The organism is Streptomyces sp. CA-135486 (genome assembly GCF_050936555.1).
Classification (GTDB): Bacteria; Actinomycetota; Actinomycetes; order Streptomycetales; family Streptomycetaceae; genus Streptomyces.
Window position 1 is genome coordinate 2,443,179 of record NZ_JBNJMM010000002.1, and the last position, 13,385, is coordinate 2,456,563.

The following is a 13,385-nucleotide window of genomic DNA, read 5'->3' on the forward strand; positions in this document are numbered from 1 at the left end:
ACCAAAGGAACAGCGAGCGAGCAGTGCGAGAAGAAGAGACGCCTCGTAGGAGCACCATGCTGACGGATCTGGTCAATGAGGGAGTGTCCGTCTGGCTGGACGGTGCGAGCCGCCGGTCTCTCGCGGACGGAACCCTGAGCCGGCGGATGACAGATGCACATGTCACCGGAGCCGTACTGTCCCTGCGCGAGCTGGGGCGCGAAGTGCGCGACGGCACCGCGTACCGGGAGCAGATCGACATGCTCGGCACCCAGGGCGTCACCGCGGACGAAGCCGTGCGGGCACTGCTTTTCTACGATGCCCGCTGGGCCTGCGACGTGCTGCGGCCGAGCTTCACGGCGACACAGGGCGCCGATGGCTGGGTGTGCGCGGAGCTGGATCCCCGGTTCGCCGACGATGCCCGCGCCTCGGTCGCCGAGGCGCGCGCCGTCGCACTCGCCGTAAACCGGCCCAATCTGCTGATTGCCGTGCCCAGCACTCCCGCGGGCATGACGGTGATCAGCGACTGCGTGGCCGAGGGAATCGGTGTGAACGCCCGTCACATCTATTCGGTGCGGTGCTACGGAGAAGTGATCGAGGCGTACTTCGAGGGCCTGGAACGGGCGCTCACCGCCGGACGTGCCGTCACCGCCTTTGCCTCGGTGGCCTCCTTTGAGGCCGCCCGGATGGAAGCAGCGGTGGACCTGTGCCTGAACGGGAGGGAGCCCGCCGTTGCCGCGCCGCTGCGCGGCCGGTCGGCGCTAGCCCTCGCCCGAGCGGCCTACCACCTTTACGAGGAACGGCTCGGCTCCGGCCGCTGGCGGAAGCTGCGGGCCGCCGGGGCCCGCCCGCAGCGCCTGGTCTGGCCCGGAGCCGACGCGCCGGATCCCGCGACGACGGTCCGTCAGGTCGAGGAACTGGTGGCCTGGAGCACCGTCCACGCGATGTCACAGCCCACCCTTGACGCTGTGGCCCGGCTGGGCCGACTGCGGGGTGACACGCTTTCGGGGGAGTCCAGGGCTTCGGACGAGCTGTTGACGGGCCTGCGGCTCCAGGATGTCAGCGTCGACCGGACCGCCGTGGAGCTGGCTCGCTCGGAGCTCCGGGGGAGCGTACGCGATCGCCTGGACCTCGCCGACTCGGTACGGGACACATGGCGCCGCACGCACGGCTGAGGGGCGCTCGCCGGCTGTGTGCTGACCTTCCAGCACACAGCCGGCGAGCGCCCCTTTCCAGCCCTTCGCCCATCCGTTCAGCGCCCGGGCGTGCTCCTGGAGACCGCCGTGGCCGGCCTGCGCCCTGGGAAGGCGCCTCCGGTCAGCGCGAGCAGCGGTTCCGCCTTGACGGCCGTCTCCTCGAACTCGGCCTCCGCGTCCGAGAGCGCGGTGATGGCTCCGCCGATTCCGTACCGTACGCGGCCGGGGGTGATGACGGCCGTACGGATGGCGATGCCCAGGTCGGCGGCTCCGGTGAGGGAGAAGTAGCCGATCGCTCCCGAGTAGACACCCCGGGGGCCTCCTTCGAGCCGGTCGATGATCCGCATGGTCCGCTCCTTGGGCGCTCCGGTCATGGAGCCGCCCGGGAACGCGGAGCGCACGCAGCCGACGGCACCGCTGTCGCGGCGCAGGGTCGCGGTGACGGTGCTGACCAGTTGGTGGACGGTCGTGAACGTCTCGACGCGGAAGATGTCGTCGGCCACGACAGACCCGACCTCCGCGCACCGGCCCAGATCGTTGCGGACCAGATCGACGATCATCAGGTTCTCCGCGCGCTCCTTCTCGTCCGTGCGAAGTTCCTCCACTAGCGCGGCGTCGTGTGCGGGTGTCTCCCCGCGCGGCCTGGTCCCCTTGATCGGCCGGGACTCGGCGGTGCCGTCGGAACCGACCCGCAGGAAGCGCTCCGGCGAACTGCTCAGCACCGACAGCTCGTCGAACCGCAGCAGTGCCGCGAACGGGGCCGGAGCGACACGGCGCAGGTACCGGTAGCTCTGCCACGGATCCAGATCCACCCGCGCCTCCGCCATGTTGGTGAGGCAGATCTCGTACGACTCACCGGTCGTGATCTCGTCCTGGCAGGAGTCGATGAGGTTCAGATACGCCTGACGGTCGTGCCGCAGCTCCACCCGTGCACCGACGGCCGGCGGGGCGGGATCGGGGTTCGCCACCAAGCCCGCCAGGGCGTCGAGCCGGCTCGCTGTCCGGGTCAGCCAGGACCGCGCCGTATCCTCGGCCGCTACCTCGTGCCCGGCAAGGCCCGTGCCTTCGTCCGCAAGGGCGAGGAGATAGGTCATTCCGTCCCGGTGGTCGAAGACCACGGCACGGTCGGCGAAAATCATCGCCGCATCCGGCTCCTCCGAGCGGTGTGTCAGGCCCCCTCCGGGCGCCGGCTTCAACTCGTACCCCAGATAGCCGACCCAGCCGAGCGCGAAGTCGAAGGGCAGTTCCGGTACCTGAGTGGCCGTGCCGCGCAGGTCCGCGTCGAGCCAGTCCAGGAACTCGCCGGTGACGATCTCCGTACCTGTGCGCGACCTGACCTGGACCGTGCTGCTCAACTTGTCCGCAGTGGCGAGGCGGGCGAGGGGACCGGAGGCGTCACCCATGAGGGAGAAGCGGCCGAGGACGCCGTCGGTCCTGCTGCTGTCGAGCCAGAAGGAGTGCGAGCCCGCTCCGTACAGGCGCTCGAAGGCGATCTCATCGCTCCAGCGGGTGCGCAACCGTTCCACGCGGACCTTCAACCGACGCTGCTCCGCAGGTCGTAGTCGCATGGGCGCAGAGCTCTCCCCGGGATGACCGACGGAATGCCGCGGAGAATCGGCCCGGGCGTCGGACGCCCACGTCGGCGTTTCTTGGCGCAACTCCAGGAAATTCCTGAGGAGTTGCATGCCGTATTCCGTGCCGATCGACTCCGGATGGAATTGCACGCCGTGCAGCGGGCGGTTCCGGTGCCGTATTCCCATCACGACGCCGTCGTAGGTCCAAGCTGTCGCTTCCAGTTCATCAGGAAGACGGGTGACGGCCAGGGAGTGGTATCGAACGGCTTCGAAGGGGGACGGGAGGCCCGCGAAAATGCCCGTTCCCGTGTGCAGCACGGGCGAGATACGGCCATGGCACGGTTCGGGCGCCAAGGTCACATGGCCCCCGCTCGCCAGGGCAATTCCCTGATGGCCGAGACACACGCCGAGCAGCGGGACCTTCGTGGAACGGATGATGTCCTGGCAGATTCCAAAGTCCGCCGGGCGTGCGGGATTTCCCGGTCCTGGTGAGATGACCACCCGATCGAAATCCGCAAGATGGCAGGTGCGCCAGTGCGCGTCGTCATTCCGGACGACAGTCGGCTCATGACCGGAAATTTGGGCCAGATAGTCGAACAGGTTGTAGGTGAACGAGTCGTGATTGTCGACCAGCAGCGTACGCATCGGTGAGTTCGGTCCTCCTTCAGGGCCGCAGAGCGTGGGGGTGCATGACCGTCAGGCGTGCACCGGCCGGTTCCTGTCGGGCGCCGCTCCCGCCCTGTCGCGGCGCGCACCGCGCCGGGCGCCCGAGGCGGCGATCCGTTCGCTGGTACGGCTCCCTCGCTCGGCCTTGGCGAGCGGCCCCGGGAGGACTTCGAGCAGGGTGTGCTCGATCAGGTCTTGCCCTTCGAGGACCGTGCGGCGCCGCAGGACCCGCAGTTCGCGGCCGCACTCCTCGGCGATCCTCTCCAGGCCGGCGATGTCTCCGCGTTCGCAGAAATGCAGCAGCACCGACCCGGTGTCGGTCAGGTGGTGTACTGCTTCCTCGAGATATCTGCGGTGCGTGCGGTATCCGGCGTCCACGTACGCGCGTTCATGAACCGACCTGTAGGTGTAGTCCGCGGGAGCCAGTACGTAATTGGAGCTCCAGAAGATCCGGTCGAACCGGGCTCCGTCGTCGAGCGCGTCGAACAAATCGCTGTGCAGCGCTGTGAGGCGGTCGGATACACCGTGCCGCTCGGCGTTCAGCCGGGTGTTTTCCACAGCATTTTCATTGATGTCCGCCGCAACGGTCGTACAACCGGAAAGCGCAGCCTGAATGGCAATCACTCCGGCGCCGCAGCCGATCTCCAGCAGGGATGACGACGGGGTCAGCGAGTTGGTTCCGGTGAGCCCGAGAAATTCGAGCGCAATGCCGGTCGACGGTGAGTAGATCGGTGCGAATACCTCGTCCAGCAGATCCCACTCGCGGTTCACCATGGAGAACGTGCGGGGACGGTCCGGGTTTGTCATGGACCGGTTGCTGCGCTCCAGTGACTTGAGGTGACTTCGCACGTCGGACATTGAACCTCCGGGACTAGGCCGAGCGCTGAATTTCTGACTCCTACTCTTCTCGGCTCGTGGCCGTCCCGGAAGGTGATCCGGTGACAAGCCGGGCCGCGCGAATGGTGGCGCGGACACCTCCCATTGCTTGTGACGTCAATCACATTTGGCAACATCGGTGAATGTTTGGGGGGGTTGCACGAGTGCACGATGGGTGGCCAATGGGTATGAGCGAAGCTCGCGTTCGCCCTACGGGGAAGGCAAGGAATAGATGAATTCGGCCGAATACTCAGGTATGAGTGAAATGCTCGACATCCTCGAACTGCTCGCCGCAGAGGCTCCGCCGACAGAGATCGAAGACCTGCTCCGACGTGCCCGTGCGGGCGGTGCGGGCGCCGGCGTCATACCGCAGTTGGAACGGGCGGAGCGCATGGCTTTACAGGTTCACACCCTGTTCTCCCGCCGCCAGCAACGTGAGGCAGAGCTGTCCGCGCTGGTGGACACTGCCCGCGACCTGACCCTTCCGTACGACCTGGACGCCCTGCTGGAGACCATCACCCGGCGCACCCGGACGCTGCTCGGTCTGGACATGTCCTACATCAGCTTCCGCGACGCCGGGGACAGCTTCGTGCGCACTGCGGATGGCCATGCGTCGGCGCTCACCGTGGGATTCCGCGTCCCGAACTCCTACGGTCTCGGTGACGAGGCCATCAACAAGTCCGTGCCGATATGGACTCCTGACTACCTGTCGGACGAGCGGGTGCGCCACACCGGGGTGCTGGACGAGGTGGTACGCGCGGAGGGGCTGCGAGCGATCATCGCGACCCCGCTGAAGTTCGGCGAGGACGTCTTCGGTGTGCTGTACGCCGCGGACCGGAACGTGCGGCACTTCACCATCGGCGATGTCTCCTTGATGAGCTCGCTGGGGGACATGGCCGCCGTAGCCATCGAGAAGACGCGCACGCTGGAACGCAGCCACGCCGATGTCGCCAGCCTGAAGTCTGGCTCCTCACAGGCGGAGTCACAGCTGATCGGATTCCGTAGGCTGTCGGAACTGCACATCAGGCTGGTGGACCACGCGCTCGCCGGCGGCAGCCTGAACGCCCTCGTCTCCGAGGTGGCCGAGGCGCTTCGGGGCGCGGTGCTGGTACGGGACATGGAGCACCGCCCGCTCTCGGGCAGCGGAACGATACCCGCCGCCGACGATGCCGAGGTGCTGGGCGCATGCCGAACCGCCTCCGCGCGACGCATGCCGATCGCTTTCGGCACGGGCACCTGGGTCGTGCCGGTCACGGCGGGGAACGAGGAGCTCGCCGTCCTGCTGCTCCACCCGCACGAGCCGCTGGACGACGTCGGCGAACCGCTCCTGCGGCTGGCTGCCCAGTCCATCGCGGTGCTGCTCCAGGTGCAGCGCGGCGAAGCGGCCGCGGCGAGCCCGTTTCGCGACGAGTTGTTCGAGGACCTGCTGGTGGCTCCGCACCGTCCCGCCAAGCAGTTCATTCAGCGCGCCCGCCGGCTGAGCATCGATCTCGAACGTCCCCATGTGGTCGTGGTCATCCGCCCGGAAGGCGGAGCGCAGGGCAGGGCGGCAAGCTGGGCGGCCGCGTACGCCCGGCGGATGGACGGGCTCAGGAGCATCCAGAACGGGTGCATAGCACTGCTGTTGCCCGCTGCCGACTCCAGCGCCTCGGCCGGGGCCGTGTCCGCTGAACTCACCCCGTTGCTCGGGCACCCTGTGACAGTCGGCGCGGCCGGTCCGGTCTCCAGCCCCGATCTGATCCAGCAGGCCCATCAAGAGGCCCTGCGATGCCTTGACGCGCTGGTGTCACTCGACAACGTCGGCGCCCATGCCTCCCCCGAGGACCTGGGCTTTCTCGGTGTGCTGTTGTCCGACAACCACGATGCCGCGAGTTTCATCACCGCCACGATCGGGCCGATCCTTGACTACGACGCACAGCGGACGACCGAACTCACCAGGACGCTCGACGAGTACTTCGCCGCTGGCGGCAGCCCGACGTACGCTGCGGAGGCCCTGCACGTCCACCCCAACACCGTGTCCCGTCGGCTGGAGCGGATCACCGAACTGCTCGGCGCCGACTGGCTGAAGCCGGAACGAGCGCTTGAGGTCCAGGTGGCACTTCGGCTGCACCGGACACATGACGTGTTGCGGCAGAAACGTGACGGCGGCCCCGCTCAGGCGGACAGGCCGGAGCCATTTGCCGGGGCGGACGATCGCAGCGCCAACATGGCGTAGGCACAGGACCCCAGCGTCATGTGGCGGTGCCAGCCCTGGAAGGAGCGGCCTTCGTAGTCCCGCAGCCCGATGGTCTCGCCCCGGGTCCGCCAGCCGCTGCTGACCGTATGGATCAGCTGTGTCATACGCAGCAGGGAGACTGCTGATGGTTGGTCAATGTTGGTGAGCCACAACTCGGCCGGGGGACGGCGGAGGTCGTGCCACACCCCCAGGAGGGTGAGGTGGCCAAGCCGACCGCGGGCGGAGCGCTCCGCTTCGCCGCAGGCGGGGAGGCGTACACCTGCCGTCGCCGTGGCCAGCGGGAGTTCCCCTGCCGGTTCATGACGTTCCTTGCGGCGCAGTACGCTGCGCAGCCGACGCGCGGGGTCGAGCACGGTGCGTGCCGGAGCCAGGTGCTCGCCGTGGCCGGCTCCCCGGCCCTGGTCGCCGACTGTGAGCAGCGTCTGCCCGCTGATCCGTACGGCGACAGGGGATTCCCGCTCGAACAGCCCGGCCAGATGCCGCTGTTCGTCGGCTCCTCGGGCATCCATCATGACCAGACGCGTGGAGTTCCCCCACCGGCGGACGTCGTCGAGGAGACCCGTGACGCAGTCCTCAGGGGTGGCGGCGCTGAGTTCGTCGGGGTCCTCCGCCACGGTCCTTCTCCGGTTGTCCCGGAGCCAGGCGTTGTGGAGGTTGAGGCGCCAGCTGACCGGTGCGACCACCCGCTCCGAGGCGTACCACATGCTGTACGCACGCTGGCCGTTCACCAGCTGTCCGCTGTCGGGCGAGAAGTGCCGGGACACACCCACGGTGTGCTCACCGGCCTTGGGAATGGACACCGGCAGGGCCACCCAGGCCGAGGGTAAGTCGTCTTCCTCCAGAAAGGCTGCCAGCGCCTTGCGCACCGGGTTCACAGCCCAGGGGGAACTGCTGACGAAGTGGTGAAGGCGCTGCTCGTCGCCGGGCACGCCGACCGCGGCCGCGATGTTCGCGATCGACTTGCGCCCTTCGGCGCGGAGCAGTCCGTCCATGTACTGCCGCGCCCGGACGCGCTGGTCGTAGCGGCGGAACCCCGCGAACAGAGCGGCGCAGAGTTCGGTGACGATGTCCTCGGACCCAACGAGGGGAGGGGGCGTGATGCGCGTAAGGTGCGCGAGCTTCTTGAGGGATGTGTCGTCGGCCATCGCAGCGCCTCCTGTTGTACGGGATTTCTACGCCCGCACACCAGAGTTGCCTCGGCGGCCGCTTCCGGCGAGGTGTACCGGGCACACCACGCCGGGTTCGTGAGGTGACCGGACCACCGCTCGCGGACCGGAAGCCGGCCCGGAACGAGGGAAAGGCGGCTGTGGGGTGGTGATCCCGTCACCACCCCACGGTGAGCCGTGGCGCCACCAGCCCCCGGACATCACGGAACAGGCGTCACGAGATTCGCGTCATGAAACAGGCTCTACGGAAGAGCACGAAGGAAGGTCAGCAGAGCGGAGGTCAGCGTGGCGGGGGCGTCCACAGGTACGAGATGTCCGGCGTCCGGGATCACGGTGAGCCGCGCTTCGGGAATGGCCGAGGCCAGTTCATGAGCTTTGGCCACGGGAATCCAGGTGTCTTCCGCGCCCCAGCACACCGTGACCGGAAGGTTGATCTGCGGGTACAGCGTCTGGATTTCGTCGGTGTATCGCTGATCAGCTTGCGCGATCTGCCGGTAGAAAGCCGCCTGACCGTCTTCGTCCGACCAGGGTGCAATCAACTGTTCGGCCACATCGGAACGTAGTCCCGGGAAACTCGCCGAGCTGACGTATTCACGTACCAGTGCACGATGCAGAGAGGGCGGAAGCTGTTCGAATACTTCGGTGTTCTGTCCCACCAAGCGGAAGAACGGCGAACCCCACGGGGCCAGGGCGACGGGGTCGACGAGGGCCAGCCCGCGGTAGGCGGTCTTGTGCAACAGGTGAGCCCTCAGGGCGACGGCGCCGCCGAAGTCGTGCGCGATCACGCAAGGGGTCGGCAGCTGCCAGTGCTCCAGCAGTTGGGCGAATACCTCGCCCTGCGCGGCCAGTGAGACGTCCTGCCCCTGGTACTTCTCGGAGGAGCCGTAGCCCGGCATGTCCCAGACGAATACCTGGTACTGCTGCGCGAGTGCCTGGGCTATTTCCCGCCAGACGAACGATGAGAAGGGCGTGCCGTGCAGCAGTACGACGGGCTCCCCGCTCTCCGGCCCCTGCCGGTCCCAACGGACCGTACCGGTCGTGCTGCGGAAGCTCTCGTTCAACTGCCAATTGGTCAATGCCCTAGCCCCTTCAGCGTGCGGGTAGCCCCAGCAAGTACTTTCTCTGAAAATCGTCCGAGTTTTCGCTGTCTGTGAAAGGACAGGAGTCGCAAGGCACCGCCGCTTGGGAGGCGGCTGGTCGGCAGCTCAGCGCTTGGGTGTCCGGCGTCCGGCGATCGATCCCTCACCGCCCCCCCTGCTGACGGGCGCGGTGGTTGGCGACGTTGAGGCGGTTGCCGCACAGGCCGGGCATGCAGTAGCGGCGGCGGCCAGCCTTGCTGGTATCGACGAACATGCCGTCGCACACCGGAGAGGCGCAATGCCGGAAGCGGTCATGGCTGAGGGTGCGCAGGACGCCGAGCAGTGCGGCGCCCACGAGGACGCCGAGTTCGTCCGCGACGGAGGAGCGCGGCGCGGTGGTGATGTGCCACTGCCAGCGGCCGTCGGCGTCCCGGAGCAGGGCCGGGCCGGTGGCCGCCCGCCTGACAAGCGTGTTCGCACCGTCGGCGAGCTCATCCTCGGTGGTGGCCTCCAGCAGGGCGCGGGTCTCCTGGCGGAGGGTGTGCACCTGGACAAGGTCGTCCTCGGTCGGTTGGCCATCCGGGGGTGTGGCGTCGAGGTGGAGGTCGTGCTCGCGGAGGAACTGCGCCAGGGCGGCCGGGTCGGTGAGGACCTCGCCGGTGCTGATGCGTACCGCGGCTGAGGTGTTGACGAGGTCGGTGGCTACGTTCGCCCCCAATGTGTAATCGGAAAGAAGCATCTTCAAGCCTTACGTCATGCTACGGTAATCAGAGAAAGTAAATTATACCCCTTAGCTCTGGGTGGGTGGTGTGAGCGCGAGATGCGACTGCACCGAGTGACGGAAGCACCGCCCACCCCGGCACCCCTCGTCTGGGAAGGAATCGCTGCTCATGCGCGCTCTCCTCCGTTACGCACTCCTGGTCACCAAGGACGTGGCCTACGGCATCAACGCCGGGCACGCGATCAGGCACGGCCTGAAGCTGCCCACGCCCGGCCACTCCCACGCACCGACGAGGTCGCGCTACGAACAGGTCGCACAGCCCGCGACCTTCGCGGCACACGGTCCGCCCCGGCCGTGGATCTGACGACGCTACGGCAGACCGCCGACTCCAGCCGATTTTCATCCGACTTCAGCTCAATGAGCCAACTCCAGGCCGCATGCAGCGACTCCCGCTTGAATCTCACAAGGAGTACACCTTGGACACCACAGCATTCCTCGCCTACCTCGATGGGCGCCAGGTGCGCTGGCGGCTCACCCTCGACGAATGCATCGAGGCGGCTGGCCGAGACCCGCGCGCCCGGCTGCTGGCCGTCTTCGACGCGCTCCGCGCATGGGCGCATTCGCCTTCGGGCGGCTTCCGCAGTAGTGCGTTCATCAACGCTCACTTCGAACTGGCCAAGCCGGAAAATCTTGGCCGCACCGTGATCACCCAGCACAAGCGAGCGCTGCGCGACCGGATGCTCGAACTCGCCGAGGTGACTGGCGCGCCCGAACCCGGCCTCCTCGTGGACCAACTGCTGCTGATCTACGAAGGAGCGGTCGCCAACTACTCCCTGGGTAACGTTGACGAGCCCGCGGATAAGGCGCACCGAACGGCCCGGCAACTCATCGCCGCTGCCACACCGCAGCCCATGGACGCCTTCTGGGTCGGCAACGCCGAGGGCGGCGGGGGACGCGGGCTTTGACCCGGCCGACGGTGCCCCCCCCCGCGCGCTGCGCGAACCCGAAACGGCGGCCGAGCACCGGCTGGACCCGGACAGGGCGGCGCTTGTCGGCCACAGCCTGGGCGGCTTGGCCGCTCGGATGACCGCGGCCGCAGACCCGCAGGGGTGCGCCGTAGCCTCCGTCGCGGGCTTCGACTTGGGTGCGGTGGCTCCAATTTGACCGGCGTGTGACGGGGTAGTTGGAGAAACCAGGTCCGGATCAGTGCCTCAGTGCCGTGAACACGCTCATCGCTCAGAGCAGGGGTGCGCGTGGATTTCACTGTCTGTGATGTGCCATAGGGTCGGAGACATCGCGTGGGTAGCGCCGAACAGGAAGCCAGGCGAGCTCGTTGCGGGAAGCGCGAGGCGTGGGCTGCCGTTCACTTCTCCCCGGATTCTCCCCAGCATTCGTCGGCCTCACCCTGCCTTTGACGGACCCCTGACCAGGCCTTTTGAGTAGTTTCAGGAGCGAGTGCAGGATCCTATAGCCAGCCCCGCCGCTTGAAAATCACGTACAAACTGACGCAAACCACCCCCATCAGGCCGATCGCGAAGGGGTAACCGAACTGCCAACTCAACTCAGGCATGTGCTCAAAATTCATGCCATAGATAGTTCCGACGAGCGTTGGAGCAAAGAGAATCGCCGCCCACGAGGAGATCTTCTTGATCTCTTCGTTCTGCTCGAAGCCCGCCTCCGCCATCGCCCGCATCTCCTCGTTCTGCTGCTGCGTCACCAGCGTCGCGTTCACGGTGAGGATGTCCGCCAGTGCCTGGCGGAAGCCGTCCACGCGCTCGCTCGTGTGCGTCACGTGGTCGGCGACGTCGCGGAGGTAGCTCTGCAGCTCCTCGTCCGTGCCGTACTTGGCGAAGCCGGCCATCAGGGCGTGCAGCATGGCGACCAGGGGGCGGGTCGCGCGCTGGAACTCGACCATTTCGCGGGCCAGTTCGTAGATACGGCGTGAGACCGCCGGGTCGCCGCCGAAGACCTCGGTCTCGATTTCGTCGATGTCGTTCTGTACGCCCGCGACGACCGGGGCATAGCCGTCGACGACGGCGTCCAGGATCGCGTACAGCACCGCCTCCGGGCCGAGGGCCAGCAGCTCCGGGGTTTCCTCCATGCGGCGGCGGACCGCGGAGAGGTCGGGCGCCGCGCCGTGGCGGACCGTGATCAGGAAGTCCCTGCCGACGAACACATGCAGCTCGCCGAACTCGACCTCCTCCTGCGCGTCGAGATAGCGGGCGGCACGCAGCACGACGAAGAGCGTGTCCCCGTACCGCTCCAGCTTGGGGCGCTGATGGGCCTCCAGCGCGTCCTCGACGGCGAGTTCATGCAGGTCGAACTCGGCGGCGAGGGAGAGGAGTTCGGCCTCGGTCGGGCGGTGCAGTCCGATCCAGGCCATGCCGTCCGGGTACTCGCGCAGCTGGCGGAAGGTCTCGGCGAGGGAGTCGGGCGTCGAGACGCGGCGCCCCTCGCGGTACAACGCGGCCTGGACGACGCTGCCCTGGTCCTTGTGTACGGGGGAGGGTGCGGCGGGGTCGCCGGACGCGGGGGTGGGTGGCGGCGAGCCCCCGGGAGGCAGCGGGCGACGGCGCCACTGGTTTCGCTTCGGGGACAGCGACATCGCGCGTCTCACCTCCCGCCTCGAAGTGGATCGGAGTAGTTCGGGTCAGTACGACCCCGAAGCAGGATATCCGCGCCGAATTGGCCCGGCATGACGGGGGCGGCAGAGCAATTTCCCCGATATTGCGGACAGAAGTCGTCCGCAACGCTGAGTAGCGTGTCGCACATGGCCTCGAAGACGACGTATCCCGTACTCGGCAACCGCGCCCTCAACCGCGCCACCCTGGACCGTCAGCTCCTGCTGCGCCGTGTCCCGCGCTCCGCGTTGTCCGTCACAGGCGCCGTTGAACACCTCGTCGGTCTCCAGGCGCAGAACGTGAAGCCGCCGTACTACGCGCTCGCCGCCCGACTGGAAGGCTTCGACCCCGAGGAGCTGTCCGCGCTGATGGCATCGCGCGAGGTCGCGCGCCTGGTCACGATGCGTTCCACCATTCACACGCACTCCGCGGACGACTGCCTGACCCTGCGGCCGCTCGTCCAGGCGGCGCGCGACCGGGAACTGGGGCAGTTCAGGACCGGCCTCGTCGGGGTCGATCTGGAGCGGCTCGGCGCCGTCGCCCGCGAGCTGGTCGAGGAGCGGCCCCGGACCATGAAGGAGCTGCGTGAGGCGCTGCTGAAGGAGTGGCCGGATGCCGATCCCTTCTCACTGTCCGTCGCGGCCCGCTGCGTGCTGCCGCTGGTGCAGGTCACCCCGCGCGGGCTGTGGGGCCGCAGCGGCCAGGTCGCTCTCACCACCGCCGAGCACTGGTTCGGCCGCCCGGCGCAGCCGGTGCCCGCGCCCGACGCCACGGTGCTGCGCTACCTCGCGGCCTTCGGTCCCGCCTCGGTCAAGGACATGCAGAAGTGGTCCGGGCTGACCCGGTTGCGGGAGGCCTTCGAGCGGCTGCGCCCGCAGCTGGCCGTCTTCCAGGACGAGAACGGCGTCGAGCTCTTCGACATCCCGGGCGCGCCCCGGCCCGACGCCGACACCCCGGCGCCGCCGCGCTTCCTGCCCGAGTTCGACAATCTGCTGCTCTCGCACGCCGACCGCACCCGCGTCGTGCCCAAGGAGTACAGACTGCGCACCTGGAAGGGCAACATGGCCTACTGCACCTTCCTCGTCGACGGCTACCTCGCCGGCATCTGGCGGCTGACCGAGTCGGATGCGACCGCGACCATGACCGTGCAGGCCTTCGGCACGCTGACCCGGGCTCAGCGCGAGGCGCTCGTCGAGGAAGGGGACCGGATGCTCACCGTCCTGTCCTCGGCCGGCGCGCACGACATCCGCTTCGGAACGGTGAGCGAGTAG

11 protein-coding genes are annotated in these 13,385 nt (G+C 67.9%); 5 read left to right on the forward strand and 6 right to left on the reverse strand.

The genetic code is table 11. The annotated features are described in order from the left end of the window. Positions 1-56 precede the first annotated feature (56 nt). On the forward strand, positions 57-1,154 hold the full coding sequence (locus ACQEVG_RS30510; RefSeq protein ID WP_432989711.1) for a transaldolase family protein: 1,098 nt from the start codon (positions 57-59) through the stop codon (positions 1,152-1,154). A 77-nt stretch (positions 1,155-1,231) separates the two neighbouring features. Here ACQEVG_RS30510 and pabB read toward each other — a convergent pair whose 3' ends face one another. Then, on the reverse strand, positions 1,232-3,394 hold the full coding sequence (gene pabB, locus ACQEVG_RS30515; RefSeq protein WP_432989713.1) for an aminodeoxychorismate synthase component I: 2,163 nt from the start codon (positions 3,392-3,394) through the stop codon (positions 1,232-1,234). A gap of 51 nt (positions 3,395-3,445) precedes the next feature. Further along, positions 3,446-4,222, reverse strand: a complete 777-nt coding sequence (locus ACQEVG_RS30520; RefSeq protein WP_432989715.1) for a methyltransferase domain-containing protein — start codon at positions 4,220-4,222, stop codon at positions 3,446-3,448. A gap of 325 nt (positions 4,223-4,547) precedes the next feature. Here ACQEVG_RS30520 and ACQEVG_RS30525 point away from each other — a divergent pair, with 325 nt between their 5' ends. After that, on the forward strand, positions 4,548-6,506 hold the full coding sequence (locus tag ACQEVG_RS30525; protein WP_432989717.1) for a helix-turn-helix domain-containing protein: 1,959 nt from the start codon (positions 4,548-4,550) through the stop codon (positions 6,504-6,506). Here ACQEVG_RS30525 and ACQEVG_RS30530 read toward each other — a convergent pair. From ACQEVG_RS30530 to ACQEVG_RS30540, 3 genes are all read right to left on the reverse strand, one after another. Further along, positions 6,446-7,672 carry an IS701 family transposase gene (locus ACQEVG_RS30530; protein ID WP_432989719.1) on the reverse strand — a complete coding sequence of 409 codons (1,227 nt, stop codon included), beginning with the start codon at positions 7,670-7,672 and terminating at the stop codon, positions 6,446-6,448. The two genes, ACQEVG_RS30525 and ACQEVG_RS30530, sit on opposite strands and share 61 nt — an antisense overlap. Before the next feature lie 263 nt (positions 7,673-7,935). Continuing rightward, positions 7,936-8,769: an alpha/beta fold hydrolase gene (locus ACQEVG_RS30535; protein WP_432989721.1), complete on the reverse strand. Its 834-nt coding sequence runs from the start codon at positions 8,767-8,769 to the stop codon at positions 7,936-7,938. Between the two features lie 166 nt (positions 8,770-8,935). Next, positions 8,936-9,511, reverse strand: coding sequence for a CGNR zinc finger domain-containing protein (locus tag ACQEVG_RS30540; protein WP_432989723.1), 576 nt, complete (start codon positions 9,509-9,511; stop codon positions 8,936-8,938). A 151-nt stretch (positions 9,512-9,662) separates the two neighbouring features. Between ACQEVG_RS30540 and ACQEVG_RS30545 the strand changes: the two genes are divergently transcribed. Together ACQEVG_RS30545 and ACQEVG_RS30550 are read left to right on the forward strand one after the other, a co-directional pair. Next, positions 9,663-9,857 carry a hypothetical protein gene (locus tag ACQEVG_RS30545; RefSeq protein WP_432989725.1) on the forward strand — a complete coding sequence of 65 codons (195 nt, stop codon included), beginning with the start codon at positions 9,663-9,665 and terminating at the stop codon, positions 9,855-9,857. Between the two features lie 112 nt (positions 9,858-9,969). Continuing rightward, positions 9,970-10,458, forward strand: coding sequence for a hypothetical protein (locus ACQEVG_RS30550; RefSeq protein ID WP_432989727.1), 489 nt, complete (start codon positions 9,970-9,972; stop codon positions 10,456-10,458). Positions 10,459-10,958: 500 nt separating this feature from the next. Here the strand turns inward: ACQEVG_RS30550 and ACQEVG_RS30555 are convergent, their stop codons facing one another. After that, complete coding sequence (locus ACQEVG_RS30555; protein WP_432989729.1) at positions 10,959-12,098, reverse strand: magnesium and cobalt transport protein CorA; 1,140 nt, start codon at positions 12,096-12,098, stop codon at positions 10,959-10,961. Between the two features lie 165 nt (positions 12,099-12,263). On the opposite strand from ACQEVG_RS30555, the gene ACQEVG_RS30560 reads away from it, so the two are divergent. After that, the gene (locus ACQEVG_RS30560) at positions 12,264-13,385 is read left to right on the forward strand and encodes a winged helix DNA-binding domain-containing protein (protein ID WP_432989731.1); all 1,122 of its coding nucleotides are present in this window, start codon (positions 12,264-12,266) and stop codon (positions 13,383-13,385) included.

Coding starts and splice junctions, on each gene's coding strand:
- ACQEVG_RS30510 (WP_432989711.1), top strand. CDS start 57: ATGCTGACGGATCTGGTCAATGAGGGAGTGTCCGTCTGGCTGGACGGT.
- pabB (WP_432989713.1), bottom strand. CDS start 3,394: ATGCGTACGCTGCTGGTCGACAATCACGACTCGTTCACCTACAACCTG.
- ACQEVG_RS30520 (WP_432989715.1), bottom strand. CDS start 4,222: ATGACAAACCCGGACCGTCCCCGCACGTTCTCCATGGTGAACCGCGAG.
- ACQEVG_RS30525 (WP_432989717.1), top strand. CDS start 4,548: ATGAGTGAAATGCTCGACATCCTCGAACTGCTCGCCGCAGAGGCTCCG.
- ACQEVG_RS30530 (WP_432989719.1), bottom strand. CDS start 7,672: ATGGCCGACGACACATCCCTCAAGAAGCTCGCGCACCTTACGCGCATC.
- ACQEVG_RS30540 (WP_432989723.1), bottom strand. CDS start 9,511: ATGCTTCTTTCCGATTACACATTGGGGGCGAACGTAGCCACCGACCTC.
- ACQEVG_RS30545 (WP_432989725.1), top strand. CDS start 9,663: ATGCGCGCTCTCCTCCGTTACGCACTCCTGGTCACCAAGGACGTGGCC.
- ACQEVG_RS30555 (WP_432989729.1), bottom strand. CDS start 12,098: ATGTCGCTGTCCCCGAAGCGAAACCAGTGGCGCCGTCGCCCGCTGCCT.
- ACQEVG_RS30560 (WP_432989731.1), top strand. CDS start 12,264: ATGGCCTCGAAGACGACGTATCCCGTACTCGGCAACCGCGCCCTCAAC.